Origin of the sequence: Nocardia sp. NPDC004604 (assembly GCF_040609795.1) — a bacterium.
GTDB lineage: Bacteria > Actinomycetota > Actinomycetes > Mycobacteriales > Mycobacteriaceae > Nocardia.
Window position 1 is genome coordinate 41,627 of record NZ_JBEXLC010000009.1, and the last position, 12,795, is coordinate 54,421.

General features: G+C 64.5%; 14 protein-coding genes. 11 read left to right on the forward strand and 3 right to left on the reverse strand.

Features of this window, described 5'->3' with window-relative positions; all coding sequences use genetic code 11:
• Positions 1–170: 170 nt before the first annotated feature.
• From rpsH to map, 9 genes are all read left to right on the forward strand, one after another.
• Positions 171–569 (forward strand): 30S ribosomal protein S8, encoded by a 399-nt coding sequence (rpsH, locus tag ABZW16_RS06065; protein WP_354952709.1) that lies wholly within the window; start codon positions 171–173, stop codon positions 567–569.
• 15 nt (positions 570–584) lie between these two features.
• Entirely contained in the window at positions 585–1,124 is a 540-nt protein-coding gene (gene rplF, locus ABZW16_RS06070) for a 50S ribosomal protein L6 (protein WP_354952711.1), read from the forward strand.
• Between the two features lie 2 nt (positions 1,125–1,126).
• The gene (rplR, locus tag ABZW16_RS06075; protein WP_354952713.1) at positions 1,127–1,534 is read left to right on the forward strand and encodes a 50S ribosomal protein L18; all 408 of its coding nucleotides are present in this window, start codon (positions 1,127–1,129) and stop codon (positions 1,532–1,534) included.
• A gap of 31 nt (positions 1,535–1,565) precedes the next feature.
• Complete coding sequence (gene rpsE / locus ABZW16_RS06080; protein WP_354952715.1) at positions 1,566–2,228, forward strand: 30S ribosomal protein S5; 663 nt, start codon at positions 1,566–1,568, stop codon at positions 2,226–2,228.
• On the forward strand, positions 2,229–2,408 hold the full coding sequence (gene rpmD / locus ABZW16_RS06085) for a 50S ribosomal protein L30 (RefSeq protein WP_062983142.1): 180 nt from the start codon (positions 2,229–2,231) through the stop codon (positions 2,406–2,408). It begins immediately after the preceding gene.
• A gap of 1 nt (position 2,409) precedes the next feature.
• Positions 2,410–2,853: a 50S ribosomal protein L15 gene (gene rplO, locus ABZW16_RS06090; RefSeq protein WP_354952717.1), complete on the forward strand. Its 444-nt coding sequence runs from the start codon at positions 2,410–2,412 to the stop codon at positions 2,851–2,853.
• A gap of 138 nt (positions 2,854–2,991) precedes the next feature.
• On the forward strand, positions 2,992–4,314 hold the full coding sequence (gene secY / locus ABZW16_RS06095) for a preprotein translocase subunit SecY (RefSeq protein WP_354952719.1): 1,323 nt from the start codon (positions 2,992–2,994) through the stop codon (positions 4,312–4,314).
• Entirely contained in the window at positions 4,311–4,856 is a 546-nt protein-coding gene (locus ABZW16_RS06100; protein WP_354952721.1) for an adenylate kinase, read from the forward strand. The genes secY and ABZW16_RS06100 overlap by 4 nt, the downstream gene beginning before the upstream one ends.
• A 54-nt stretch (positions 4,857–4,910) precedes the next feature.
• Positions 4,911–5,708, forward strand: a complete 798-nt coding sequence (gene map, locus ABZW16_RS06105) for a type I methionyl aminopeptidase (RefSeq protein ID WP_354952723.1) — start codon at positions 4,911–4,913, stop codon at positions 5,706–5,708.
• Positions 5,709–7,044: 1,336 nt separating this feature from the next.
• On the opposite strand, the gene ABZW16_RS06110 is transcribed toward map, so the two are convergent.
• Together ABZW16_RS06110 and ABZW16_RS06115 are read right to left on the reverse strand one after the other, a co-directional pair.
• Positions 7,045–7,866 carry a class I SAM-dependent methyltransferase gene (locus ABZW16_RS06110; RefSeq protein ID WP_354952725.1) on the reverse strand — a complete coding sequence of 274 codons (822 nt, stop codon included), beginning with the start codon at positions 7,864–7,866 and terminating at the stop codon, positions 7,045–7,047.
• Positions 7,867–8,073: 207 nt separating this feature from the next.
• A complete protein-coding gene (locus ABZW16_RS06115; protein ID WP_354952727.1) occupies positions 8,074–8,313 on the reverse strand; it encodes a hypothetical protein in 240 nt (79 codons plus the stop codon).
• Positions 8,314–8,445: 132 nt separating this feature from the next.
• Here ABZW16_RS06115 and ABZW16_RS06120 point away from each other — a divergent pair, with 132 nt between their 5' ends.
• Both ABZW16_RS06120 and ABZW16_RS06125 read left to right on the forward strand, forming a co-directional pair.
• Positions 8,446–10,317, forward strand: coding sequence for a PPE domain-containing protein (locus ABZW16_RS06120; RefSeq protein ID WP_354952729.1), 1,872 nt, complete (start codon positions 8,446–8,448; stop codon positions 10,315–10,317).
• On the forward strand, positions 10,314–11,102 hold the full coding sequence (locus ABZW16_RS06125; protein ID WP_354952731.1) for an ESX secretion-associated protein EspG: 789 nt from the start codon (positions 10,314–10,316) through the stop codon (positions 11,100–11,102). The genes ABZW16_RS06120 and ABZW16_RS06125 overlap by 4 nt, the downstream gene beginning before the upstream one ends.
• A gap of 59 nt (positions 11,103–11,161) precedes the next feature.
• Here the strand turns inward: ABZW16_RS06125 and ABZW16_RS06130 are convergent, their stop codons facing one another.
• The gene (locus ABZW16_RS06130) at positions 11,162–12,670 is read right to left on the reverse strand and encodes a hypothetical protein (protein WP_354952733.1); all 1,509 of its coding nucleotides are present in this window, start codon (positions 12,668–12,670) and stop codon (positions 11,162–11,164) included.
• Positions 12,671–12,795: the final 125 nt, after the last annotated feature.

Sequence of the window (12,795 nt, forward strand, 5' to 3'; positions counted from 1 at the left end):
GACTGTATCGATGTGTGGGCGGCCCGGGCACCGAGAGCTCTGATGAGAACTCAATCCGGTCGGCAAGTGTCGGCCGGACCGCCGAATTGCTATAGGCCCACGGCTGGCGTGCGCATGCGTACGCCGGTGTTGCATGGGAACCGTAGCGAGAAAGGTGTCAAGGTCGAACCATGACCATGACTGATCCGATCGCAGACTTCCTGACGCGTCTGCGCAACGCCAACTCGGCGTACCACGATCAGGTGAAGGCTCCGCACTCGAAGCTCAAGGCGAATATCGCCGAGATCCTCAAGCGCGAGGGCTACATCGCCGACTACCGGACCGAGGACGCGACCGTGGGCAAGACCCTCATCGTCGACCTCAAGTACGGCCCCAGCCGTGAGCGCAGCCTGCAGGGCCTGCGCCGCGTCTCGAAGCCGGGTCTGCGTGTGTACGCGAAGTCCACCAATCTGCCCAAGGTCCTGGGCGGCCTCGGCGTGGCCATCATCTCCACGTCGACTGGTCTGCTCACCGATCGTCAAGCGGCCAAAGCTGGCGTGGGCGGCGAAGTCCTCGCCTACGTCTGGTAAGGGGAGGTAGGACACATGTCGCGTATTGGTAAGAAGCCCATCGCCATTCCTGCCGGTGTCGAGGTCGCCATCGACGGCCAGAACGTGTCGGTGAAGGGTCCCAAGGGCACCCTGACCCACCTCGTCGCCGAGCCGATCACCGTCGCCAAGGGTGAGGACGGTCAGCTCGAGGTCGCCCGTCCGGACGACCAGCGCCAGAACCGCTCGCTGCACGGCCTGACCCGCACCCTGGTCTCGAACATGATCGAGGGCGTGACCAAGGGTTACGAGAAGAAGATGGAAATCTTCGGCGTCGGTTACCGTGTCGCGGCCAAGGGCTCGAACCTGGAGTTCGCCCTCGGCTACTCGCATCCGGTGCCGATCGAGGCCCCGGAGGGCATCACCTTCGCGGTGGAATCGCCCACCAAGTTCTCCGTGTCCGGTATCGACAAGCAGAAGGTCGGTCAGATCTCCGCTGTCATCCACGGACTGCGCAAGCCCGACCCGTACAAGGGCAAGGGCATCCGCTACGCCGGTGAGGTCGTTCGCCGCAAGGTCGGAAAGACGGGTAAGTGATCATGGCGCAAACCGAAAATCAGAAGGCCAAGCGCATTCCGCGTGGCAAGGACGTGTCGACGACGCGTCGCCTGTCGAAGGCCCGCCGTCACTTCCGCCTGCGCAAGAAGGTCGTCGGCACCACCGAGCGTCCGCGCCTGGTGGTCAACCGCTCCTCGCGGCACCTGCACGCACAGCTCATCGACGATTCGGTCGGCAAGACCATTGCCGCCGCGTCCTCGATCGAGGCCGATGTGCGCGCACTGGACGGCGACAAGTCGGCCAAGGGCAAGAAGGTCGGCGAACTGCTGGCCGAGCGCGCCAAGGCCGCTGGCATCGAGGCCGTCGTATTCGACCGTGGTGGCCACGACTACCACGGCCGCATCGCGGCGCTGGCCGATGCCGCTCGCGAAGGTGGGTTGAAGTTCTGATGACTGCAAACATTTACGGAAGGAACGTCTGATGCCGGGACGTCAGAGGCGTGACGGCGGCAACGGACCCGCCGGACAGCAGAGTGGTGCCGCTGGTGGCGGCGACAGCCGCGACGGCCGCGGCGGTGGCCGGGATCGTCGCGGCGGCGGTGACCGTCGTGACCAGCAGACCGACAAGAACCAGCTCGAGCGCGTAGTCGCGATCAACCGTGTCTCCAAGGTCGTGAAGGGTGGTCGTCGCTTCAGCTTCACCGCCCTGGTGATCGTCGGTGACGGCAACGGTCTGGTCGGCGTCGGCTACGGCAAGGCCAAGGAAGTTCCCGCGGCCATCCAGAAGGGTGTCGAGGAGGCTCGCAAGGGCTTCTTCCGCGTCCCGATGATCGGCTCGACCATCACCCACCCGGTTCAGGGTGAGGCGGCGGCCGGTGTGGTCATGCTGCGTCCGGCCTCGCCCGGTACCGGTGTGATCGCCGGTGGTGCGGCGCGCGCGGTGCTGGAATGCGCTGGTATCCATGACATTCTGGCGAAGTCGCTCGGTAGCGACAACGCCATCAACGTCGTGCACGCGACGGTTGCGGCGCTCAAGATGCTGCAGCGTCCGGAAGAGGTCGCGGCTCGCCGTGGCCTGCCGCTCGAGGATGTCGCTCCGGCTGGCATGCTGCGTGCGCGCGCTCAGGCAGCAGGAGGTCGGTAAATGGCAGATCTCAAGGTGACCCAGATCAAGTCGTCGATCGGCGCCAAGGCGAACCAGCGGGAGAGCCTGCGCACGCTCGGCCTGCGCAAGATCCGCCAGACCGTGGTTCGCGAGGACAACCCGCAGAACCGCGGCCTGATCAACGTCGTGCGCCACCTCGTAACAGTTGAGGAGGTCTGACATGACCATCAAGTTGCACCATCTGCGTCCGGCTCCCGGCGCCAAGACCGAGAAGACCCGCGTGGGTCGCGGTGAAGGCTCCAAGGGCAAGACCGCGGGCCGCGGTACCAAGGGCACCAAGGCTCGCAAGAATGTTCCCGCCGCCTTCGAGGGTGGGCAGATGCCGATTCACATGCGGCTGCCCAAGCTCAAGGGCTTCACGAACCCGTTCCGCACGGAATACCAGGTCGTGAACGTCGGCTCGATCGCCAAGCTGTTCCCCGAGGGCGGCGCGGTCGGCAAGGCGGAGCTGGTTGCCGCCGGTGCGGTTCGCAAGAACCAGCTGGTGAAGGTTCTCGGCGACGGCGAGATCGGCGTCGCGGTCCAGGTGACCGTCGACAAGGTGACCGGCGCCGCCAAGGAGAAGATCACTGCGGCCGGTGGCACTGTCACCGAGCTGGGCTGACGGTACTCTGCAGATAGTGGCGCCGGACGAGTGAAGAGCTCGTTCGGTGCCACTGTTAGAGTTCAATTGTTGTCTGCCAAGCCTCGTCATGGGTTTTCTATATCCGTGGCATGACCATGTCGTTCGCCAGGAGGATCTGTGCTTTCCGCCTTCGTATCGGCCTTCCGGACTCCGGACTTACGGCGGAAGATTCTCTTCACGCTGGGGTTGATCGCGCTGTACCGCTTGGGTGCATCGCTGCCGTCCCCCGGTGTCGATTACAAGAGCGTGCAGGAATGCATCGACCTGGTCTCCGGCGGTGAAAACGCCGGTATCTATCAGCTGATCAACCTGTTCTCCGGTGGTGCGCTGCTGCAGTTGTCGGTCTTCGCGATCGGCATCATGCCCTACATCACCGCGAGCATCATTATCCAGCTGCTCACCGTTGTTATCCCACGCTTCGAAGAACTGCGTAAAGAAGGCCAAACCGGCCAGAACAAGATGACGCAGTACACCAGATACCTCTCGATCGCGCTGGCGATCCTGCAGGCCACCGGTCTGGTCGCGCTCGCGGCCCGCGGCCAGCTGCTGCGGGGCTGCCAGAAGGACATCCTGGCCGATACCAGCATCTTCGGCATGGTGATCATCGTGCTGGTGATGACCGCCGGTGCCGCACTGGTCATGTGGTTCGGCGAGCAGATCACCGAGCGTGGTATCGGCAACGGCATGTCGCTGCTGATCTTCGGCGGTATCGCCGCGCGCATCCCGAACGAGGGCAACAACATTCTGCAGAACCGTGGCGGATTGGTCTTCGGTCTGGTCTGTGTCGCCGCGTTTGCCATCGTCAGCGGGGTCATCTTCGTCGAGCAGGGCCAGCGCCGAATCCCGGTGCAGTACGCCAAGCGCGTGGTCGGCCGCAAGATGTATGGCGGTTCCTCTACTTACTTGCCGCTGAAGGTCAACCAGGCGGGTGTTATCCCCGTGATCTTCGCGTCGTCGCTGCTGTACCTGCCGAACCTCGTGTCGCAGCTGACCTCGTCCAAGGGGGCGACTGGCACGAGTTGGTGGCAGACGGCCATCGAGAAATACCTGGTGAACCCGGGCAACCCGGTATACATCGCGATCTACTTCAGTCTGATCGTGTTCTTCACCTACTTCTATGTCGCGATCACCTTCAACCCGGAGGAACGCGCGGACGAGATGAAGAAGTTCGGCGGCTTCATTCCGGGATACCGCCCGGGTAAGCCGACCGCCGACTACCTCAATTTTGTGTTGAGCCGCATCACTCTGCCCGGCTCGATCTACCTCGGTCTCGTGGCCGTCCTCCCGAATCTGTTCCTCGATATCGGCGCGTCCGGTGGCACCCAGAACCTTCCGTTCGGTGGCACCTCGGTGCTGATCATGGTGAGTGTCGGCTTGGACACCGTGAAGCAGATCGAAAGCCAGCTGATGAATCGAAATTACGAAGGGTTCCTCAAGTGAGACTTGTACTGCTCGGACCGCCGGGTGCCGGAAAAGGAACTCAGGCCGATCTCCTGTCGGACAAGCTGGGTGTCCCGCACATCTCCACCGGGGACCTGTTCCGCACCAATATTTCCGCCCAGACCCCGCTGGGGCGTGAGGCGCAGAAGTACATCAACGCTGGCGATCTCGTGCCGAGCGATGTGACCAACCGTATGGTCGAGGCCCGGGTCGCTGAGCCGGATGCCGCGAACGGCTTTGTACTGGACGGCTACCCGCGCACGGTCGACCAGGCCGACGCGCTGGAGAAGATCCTCGCGGATATGGACAAGAAGCTCGACGCGGTGCTGTGCTTCGTCGTGCCCGAGGAGACCGTGGTTTCCCGGATGATGGCGCGCGGTCGCGCCGACGACAACGAAGATGTGATCCGCAACCGGCTGCGGGTGTACCGCGAGGAGACCGAGCCGCTGCTGGAGCACTACGACGGTCTGGTCGTCTCGGTCGACGGTGTCGGCGAGATCGACGAGGTCAATGCCCGCGCCTTGCGCGCCCTTGGGCACTGAATGCTGCCCCCTGCGGAGCACATGATGCCGCTCGGAATGGAGCACTGAGCCCGGATGGTCTTCAACCGCAAAAAGAAGGTCGTGCCGTTCCGTACGGCAGGTGAACTGGATGCCATGGCGGCGGCGGGCGCGGTCGTCGGCCGCGCACTCGTCGCGGTGCGTGCGGCTGCCAAACCCGGGGTCTCCACCCTGGAGCTGGACGAGGTCGCCGAGCAGGTGATCCGTGATGCGGGTGCCGTGCCGTCCTTCAAGGGCTACCACGGCTTTCCGGGTTCGATCTGCGCATCGGTGAACGACCGTGTGGTGCACGGGATTCCGACCGCCGCGGAGGTGCTGGCCGAGGGCGATCTGGTTTCGATCGACTGCGGCGCGATTCTCGAAGGCTGGCACGGTGATTCCGCCTGGACCTTCGGTGTCGGCGAGATCATCGAGGCCGATCAGCTGCTCAGCGAGGCCACCAAGATGTCGATGGAGGCCGGTATCGCGGCAATGCTGCCCGGTAATCGGCTGACCGACGTCTCGCATGCCATCGAAATGGGTACGCGCGCGGCCGAGAAACAGCACGGCCGGTCCTATGGGATCGTCGACGGTTATGGTGGGCATGCCATCGGCCGGGAAATGCATATGGATCCGTTCCTGGCCAATGAGGGTGCACCGGGCAAGGGCCCGAAACTCGTGGTCGGATCGGTACTCGCGATCGAGCCGATGCTGACCCTGGGCACCACGCAGACCAAGGTGCTCGACGACGACTGGACCGTGGTGACGCTCGACGGCAGTCGCGCCGCGCACTGGGAACATTCGGTCGCGGTTACCGAGGACGGACCGCGGATTCTCACACTGCGTCCGGAGTAGGTGGCGGTACCGGACATTGGTCCGGGACTTTCGATGCCGAACGTTGGATGGCATCGGATAATGCGTTGGCCCGGAACGGTGTTTGCCGGACGTTGGTCGGCATGCTCGGTGCTCGGTGCTGGAACTCGTTGGCCTTGGATATTGGTCGGTTGACCTTGCGCGTGTCGGGGATTGGTTGGCACGGGCCGTTGGCTCGGTGCCCGACGTTGCTTGGTGCTGGGCATTGATTGGCATGGGCACTGGCTCGGTGCCGGGGCGTTGGTCGGTGCGGGATGTTGATCGGCACGGGATGTTGGCTTGGCACCTGACGTTGCTCGGCGCTGGTACCCCGTTGGTTCCGGACATTGGTCGGTACCGAGCCATTCTCGGTACCGAACATTGCTTCGGTGCCGGATCCTCCCTGGTGCCGTACATGTCTCGGCACCGTGGTTCAGCGACATACATTCGCGCTGAAACCCTTACGGCACCCCAAATCCGGGCGGCACCATACCTCCCGCGGCGCCGCGCGCCACCCCTGGACGAGTGATCACCATGCGCTCATGCAGGTAAACGTCGAGAGCGCACCTGCATGAGCGCATTCTCGGCTGATGGGAGGGGTTGGTTGCGCCGTACGTTTGTCGGCGCTGGAAAGTTGGGTTTGAATGGCTTTTGATTTCGCGGGGCGCGGGGGCGGGGGATGTTTGGGTTTTGGTGTTGGGTGGGGCGGTTACGGGATTCGACTCGGGGGGTGACGCTGCGCGGCGAGGAGTCGAGCCGCACCGACGCTTGGGGGCGTAAACGTGTGGGGGACGATGGCTTTGGACACAATGCATCCGTTGCCGGTCCTGACGTTACCCAGCTTGCGCTGGATCGGTGACGTCGTTCCTTGCACCCGCGCCTGTGCGTGCAGCCGCACCTCGGGGTCGTGTAGGGGTCGACCGCTACCACAATGGTGGATGCTTCCTCCGATTCGTTCTGAACTTCAACGTTGGAAGAAGCGTATGTCCGGGGGAGGGGTGGTAACCCGAGTAGATAGCTACTCGAATTCCCTTGTGGGAACGCGTAGTTCTGCGGCAGACCGCGCTCGGCCGGTCGGTGTGGTCGGCCGACCGATCGCCTCTCTGCGCAGCTCAGGGCGGGTTTGACGGGATGTGCGGGGCAGCGCGTAGGTAGCGGCTTCCGCTAGACGCCTTGGTCCCGTGGCGGTGTGGGTATCGGCGGGACCGGGTGGGTGGTCGAAGGTTCGGCTTCGGGTGGGTGGGGGTTTCGCTATTGCGTTGGTCTTGTGGTGGTTCGGGGTGTTGGTGGCCGGACCGCGTAGGTGGTCGACGGCGCTTGGTTGAGCGGTGGGTTTCGTTCAATCCTGCTGCGGTGGTGGCATATCGACGGTGCGGCGGGTGGTTCGGATGACGTCGGTCCGGAGGGGGAAGTCGAATTCGCCCGCTGCGGTTTCCGGTCGGCTGCGCAGATAGGTCCCTATTCGATCCAGCAGTTCGGCCCGCTGCTCTGCCGGTATCACCACTGTGAGCGAATGCGTACCGATTGTCGCGGTGAGGGATTCGGCGGTCCTTCGATGAGTGTGCGCGAACTCGGACCTATCGAAGTCGGTGAACAGTGGATGCGACGGCACCTTGTTATCCGACCCTGCCGATGGAACGGGCGCGTTCGCACGCACAACCTGTTGTAGCCCGGCTACCCATTCGACGCGGCCGTCGTCCATATTCCAGAATGCGGCGAATACGCCATTCGAGCGCAGCACCCGGGCGATCTCCGGGAAGGCTCGCGCCTGGTCGAACCAATGGAACGCCTGCCCGGCGACGACCGCGTCGACCGAGGCGTCGGGCAGCGGAATCGTGTCTGCCGCACCGGAAAGCGCCGTCACATTCGGGAATCGTGCGATCAGTTCCGCGCGCATCGCGTCATCGGGTTCCACGGCGATCACCTCGGCACCGACGGCCAGCAGCCCCTCGGTGAGTTTGCCCGTACCGGCGCCCAGATCGAGGACGACGGGTGCCTTGTTATCGCCGATCGGTGCCAATGCCCAGCGAATGCCCGCTGCCGGATAGTCCGGCCGATGCTCCGCGTAAACGGCGGCCTGCGTACCGAACGAGCTCGCCCGCTGCGCCCAAAGGTCTGCCCGGTCCATTGCCTGATCAGTCGAATCCCCGGTTCCTGGCACGGGGACGACGGTACCCGGCAAATGCGTTCTGGTGCAGCGGATTTAGGCATGCTGGGCTTCCTCGGGGCCGATGGGACATGATCGGGCTCAGCAGGTACTGGGAACGGCCGAGTGCCGCCACATTCTTCAGTCGGGCAGGATGGCGGCGCGCAGATCGGCGATCAGGCTGAGGAGTGCATCGTGGTCGAGCCGCCGCGCATGCCGGTGTTAGCCAACGAGATCCACTGCCGGATAGGCGTTTTCGCGGTCGCGGTAGGTGTTGAACTCGGCGAGCAGGGTGGCCATCGCGGCGGCGAAGATCCGGCGGTGATCCTCGGGCGCGGCCGACGCGGCTTGATCGGCATCGATCACCGCCCGCTCGCAGCGCAGCCGATAGCGGCGTTCCACCGCGCCGAATTCGTCGTCGATATTGCCGTTCGGGGTGAAGTTGATCTTGTTCGGGGCCAACGGATGAACCCGAGCATAAGGTTCGGTTAAGACGCTCGGATCCGCTCGGATCGGTGACCTAGACTCGGGATTTGCCCTGTATCCGAGGTGCGGACGGGTGCGGGATCCGCGGGCGTTGGAGGAGCGGTCGGAATGGGTAAAGACAGCGGGCCATGGGATGGTCTGAAGAAGACCGCGCAGGATGGGCACAGCATCAAGGTCGAGGCGAATGTGGCGTTGGCCTGTGCGGAGGCCTGCTCGGAGATGATCGGAAAGCTGAAGGCGTACAAGACGATCGCCGCACAGGCCGAGATCAAGAATCTGGCGGACTTCGGGACCTTCCGGTCCGGAAACCAGCTGGCGACGAAGTTCAACGAGAAGTTGACGTCGATGAACGAGACGTTCGACGACCATATGGATACCCTCGCCGACCTCACCGACCTGTTCAAGGCGGCCGGTGCCGCGTATCGCGGGACCGACCAGACGTCGGCGAATGTCTTCAGTCATCTGGCCCAGGTCAATTCCGATCCCGATAAGGCCGCCGTGAAATTCGAAGCCCCCAAATATTCGGAGCCGGACGACGACAACCCGAAGGTCCCCAAGTCGCTGCAACAGGATGGCGGCATGGACAAGGCCGACATCAAGGTCGAAAGCGGCGAAAACCAGGGGTGGGACAACCTCAACGCGCTGTACGAGCACATCAAGTCCGGGACCGCGTCGGATGCGGGTGGGGTATGGGACTTCTTGGCCACCGAGATCGATAAGGCTGGCGGCACGCTCAAGGAGTCGTTGCGCAAGCTGACCGCGGATTCGTGGCAGGGATACGGTGCCGATCAGGCCGTCGGCAACATCAGCAGGTACAGCGACAATATCCGCGAGATGAGCAACACGATGGTCGTGGTCGCGGAGAACCTGCAGTACACCTCGCGCTGGTTGCACGCGACCAGGGAGGCGATGCCGTCGAACGCGGTGCACAACGGCATGGCCCACTGGGATTCGCTGTGCCTGTCGCACTATCAGGAGAAGTTCGACGAACTCTACGGCGACAATCTGCCGAAGTCGGACAAGGCTTTTCCGGTGCTGCCCGGACCCCCGGTGCCAGCCAAACCACCCGCCGCGCCGAAGCCCGAGACCGATCCGAAGGGGGACGGTAAAGGCGATGGCAAGGGGGATGGCAAGGGCCACAAGCGCGGCGGCGGCAATGGTGGAGGCACCGGCGGTGGGACGGGTGGGGGAACAGGCGGTGGGACGGGTGGGGGAACCGGCGGCGGTAGTGGCGCGGGCAAAGCCTCGATTCCTGGTGCCGGGGGCTCGGGGACCGGTAAGGAGACCGGCACCGGCACTGGCTCGGGGACCGGGACAGGCAATGGCACCGGTACGGGCACCGGGACCGGGACCGGAACGGGCACGTCGGCGTCGTCCTCGGGGCAGGACATGATCTCCGGGTTGGTGAATGCCCTGTCGCAGGGTATGCAGGCGATCCCCGGTCTGATGCAGGCCCTCACGCAATTCCAGGCCCAGCATCCCGCGTCGGCACCGATCGATTTCAACAGCTTCTTCGAGAAGTTCCCCCAGATCAAGGATCTGATCGCCACGAACCCGGAGCTGAAGCCGCTGGCCGATCTGCTCCAGATCCCGGTCAAGGAGGACGCATCGGCGCGGGCGGCCGATTCGGTCGCTCCCGCCGGACAGGTGATTCCGGCGCAGCCGACCACTGCGGCGCGACTGTTTCCGCGGGCCTCGCTGCCCGGCATCCCCGGTTTCGCGAGTCCCGATGTCGACAAGGTCGAAAAGTTGCTCGAGTCGGCGATCCGCGGTATCGCCGACGGTGTCGGACTGGAGATTCCGGGTGTGTCGTCGGGTGCGGGCCTGCCCGGATTCGCCGAGCAGTCGAACGGCTGGGATATAGGCATTCCAGGTGTCGCGCAGCAGGATCGGCCCGAACCCGTCGTGGCCCGGGCCGAGGTGGGCGGCGATTCGGCTGCGACGCAGGTCGAACAGGCGCTACCGCTGGGTCGGTCGTGACCCGGACCTGGGAGTTCACCGATCTGGAATTCAAGGTGCTGTGGGAACGCCAGCTACAGCAGCGGATCCTGCCCGAGCCGCTCACCTATATGAGCCGCACGCCCTTGCGCGACGACTACGAACGCGAGAAGTTCCAGATCTGGGAGCGTTTGCGGGATACCGTGGACGGCTCGATGCGCGAGGTGCTCGAGGTCATCTCGCGGCCCGAGGTCCTGGTGAAGGTGCTGGGGTGGAACGACGCGGACCAGGAAGATCCGCAGCAGTGGATCCGGGCGCGTGGCGTCCGGTCCGGTGCCCGCGGCTTTCTACTCGCCCAGCAGCCCGGTGAAACCCCCTGGCACAGTAGCGGTTACGCGATAACCGAATGCGGTCCGTGGGGGGTGGCCGACGCGGTCGTCGGATTGCTGCCGAAGACGCGGCCCGGCCGGATCGGCAGCATTCCGATCCTGACCGATCGGGTCGCCGATCATGAGCGGTTCGACTTCGGCGGTTCCCGGGTCACCGAGACCGCCAGCACGTCGACGGTGAGCCGCAGTGACCAATTCTTCGCCATTCCCGCGACCCGGACCGGTGTGATCACCATCCACCAGGGCCATTCGAAGTTCGGTCCGCGCGGCATCCTGGAGCGAATTCTGGTGTGGCGCGACCTGCCCGACGACGGCCGCTATGTGATCGAGCTCGACCAAGCTCCGGTCGCGCTCGGCATCGGCGAGGGGCGGCTGGTGCAGAAGATCGATGACCTGATCGCCGGAATGCTCCAGCGGCTGGAAACCCATTGGGAGTGAACGGATCAACTGCCGGAGCGGCGGCGCGGTAGCCGCCGACCTCGCAGATCGAGTATTGCTCAGCTCGCCGATTTGCGGAAGAACAGCACGTTGTCGCCGTAGTCGGCGAGCGGAATCGCGAGTGCGGCTTGCCGAATGCCGCTGGGGGGTAGTTGGGTGAGCTTCGCGAACATGTCGGTATTGCCGAAGGCGGCGCGGACCTGGGTTTCGGACGCGTAGTCCGCGCCGTAGTCGGCCAGGGCGGCGAAGTCCAGCGGCGCCAGCGGGGTATCGAGCGGTGCCTGGCCGCTCGGGCGACCCAGCGCGGCGTATTGGGTGGCCACGCCATTGTCGTACCGGCACAGCTCGTAGGACATCTTTTCGTTCGCGGTCACGCTGATCACCTGCCAGCGGTTGGAAAGATGCTGTGCCAGTGGATGTCTGCCGACCGGTGTCATCTCCCATTTCAGGCTCATCACGACCACCGAACCGCCATAGGGCTGTTCGATGAGCACCACGTCATCGCCGAGGGATTCCGTGGCGTTCAGTTCGGGATCGAAGGTGTGCCAGTGGGTTTCGTGCGCACCGCGCACCGCCGAGCGGTCGACCTGGCCTGCGTTATCGGCGGCGTAGGCCGCGATAATGGCCGCGCGGACCTGGGCGACGGCATCGCTGGAACTGCAGCGCACGCTCAGCGCACCGAAGGTCGCACCGATCTCCACCGGCCGCGAGGGTGGATCGGGTAGTGCGCCCGCGGCCAGCGGCTTCAAGCCGACCAGTGCGAGCTTCCAGTTGATCTCCTCGATGGTCGACAGGTCGCCCGAGGTTTGGTACAGGATCTGCTGCTGGGTGAGGTGTCCCGCGCGCTGCAATGTCCGGCATTCGAGTTTGGTGAGCGCCGTAAGGGTCTTGCTGGTGAGGTCGATATCCTCGATCCGGGTTTCGCGCAGCCGCGCCGTCATCTCGGGCGAGGTGAAGGCCGCGTACCGCTCGCGGTACATCGCGACGGCCTGTTTGCGCTGTCTGCCGACCATCAGCGTGCGCAGCAACATATTCAGACTCGCGAGGTACTTACCGGCCTGATCCGGATTCGTCGCGAACAGCGAACTGCGGATCCGCACGGCATCCTCGCTGGCGGCAACGGCGGCACCCGGGTCGAGACGGCACAGCCACACGCCGCACTTCGACAGCCCATCCGCGCAGACGGCGGCCACCTGCGGATGTGTGTGTGCCACTTGACGATATGTGTGGCAGGCATTGCGGATGGTGCTAGCGGCCAGTTCTCGGTGGCCGATATGGCGGGTGGCCTGCTCGAATACGCGCAGCGCCTCTTGTACTTCACCCGCAAACTGCGCGCTGACCCGCCCGGCGGCGAGCCAGTGCAGCCGGATGCCGACGGACTCCTGGGAGGGCGCCAATGCCTCGGCCGTGCGGTCACGTCCCTGGCCGTTCTTGGTGGCGACCAGTGCCTTGGCGAGGTCGCAGAGCGACGTGGCCAAACGCAACTCGTTCTCGACCGTTCGGTCGACGGCTGCCCGGCGATCCTCGGCTACCCGACGCTCGAGCGCACTCAGATCCCTCAGATCCATCGCGACCTCAACTCCCGCATTACCTTCCGCGCCACGGTCGTCGATCGGCCGCATTCTGCTCGACCGAGTTTGCCATAGAAATGGCCGGAACGAGCAGGCAATCCCCCGGCGACCGCCGCCGCCGC

Bases quoted from the DNA above. Each gene is read 5' to 3' on its own strand.
- rpsH (WP_354952709.1), top strand. From the start codon at position 171: ATGACCATGACTGATCCGATCGCAGACTTCCTGACGCGTCTGCGCAAC.
- rplF (WP_354952711.1), top strand. From the start codon at position 585: ATGTCGCGTATTGGTAAGAAGCCCATCGCCATTCCTGCCGGTGTCGAG.
- rplR (WP_354952713.1), top strand. From the start codon at position 1,127: ATGGCGCAAACCGAAAATCAGAAGGCCAAGCGCATTCCGCGTGGCAAG.
- rpsE (WP_354952715.1), top strand. From the start codon at position 1,566: ATGCCGGGACGTCAGAGGCGTGACGGCGGCAACGGACCCGCCGGACAG.
- rpmD (WP_062983142.1), top strand. From the start codon at position 2,229: ATGGCAGATCTCAAGGTGACCCAGATCAAGTCGTCGATCGGCGCCAAG.
- rplO (WP_354952717.1), top strand. From the start codon at position 2,410: ATGACCATCAAGTTGCACCATCTGCGTCCGGCTCCCGGCGCCAAGACC.
- map (WP_354952723.1), top strand. From the start codon at position 4,911: ATGGTCTTCAACCGCAAAAAGAAGGTCGTGCCGTTCCGTACGGCAGGT.
- ABZW16_RS06120 (WP_354952729.1), top strand. From the start codon at position 8,446: ATGGGTAAAGACAGCGGGCCATGGGATGGTCTGAAGAAGACCGCGCAG.
- ABZW16_RS06130 (WP_354952733.1), bottom strand. From the start codon at position 12,670: ATGGATCTGAGGGATCTGAGTGCGCTCGAGCGTCGGGTAGCCGAGGAT.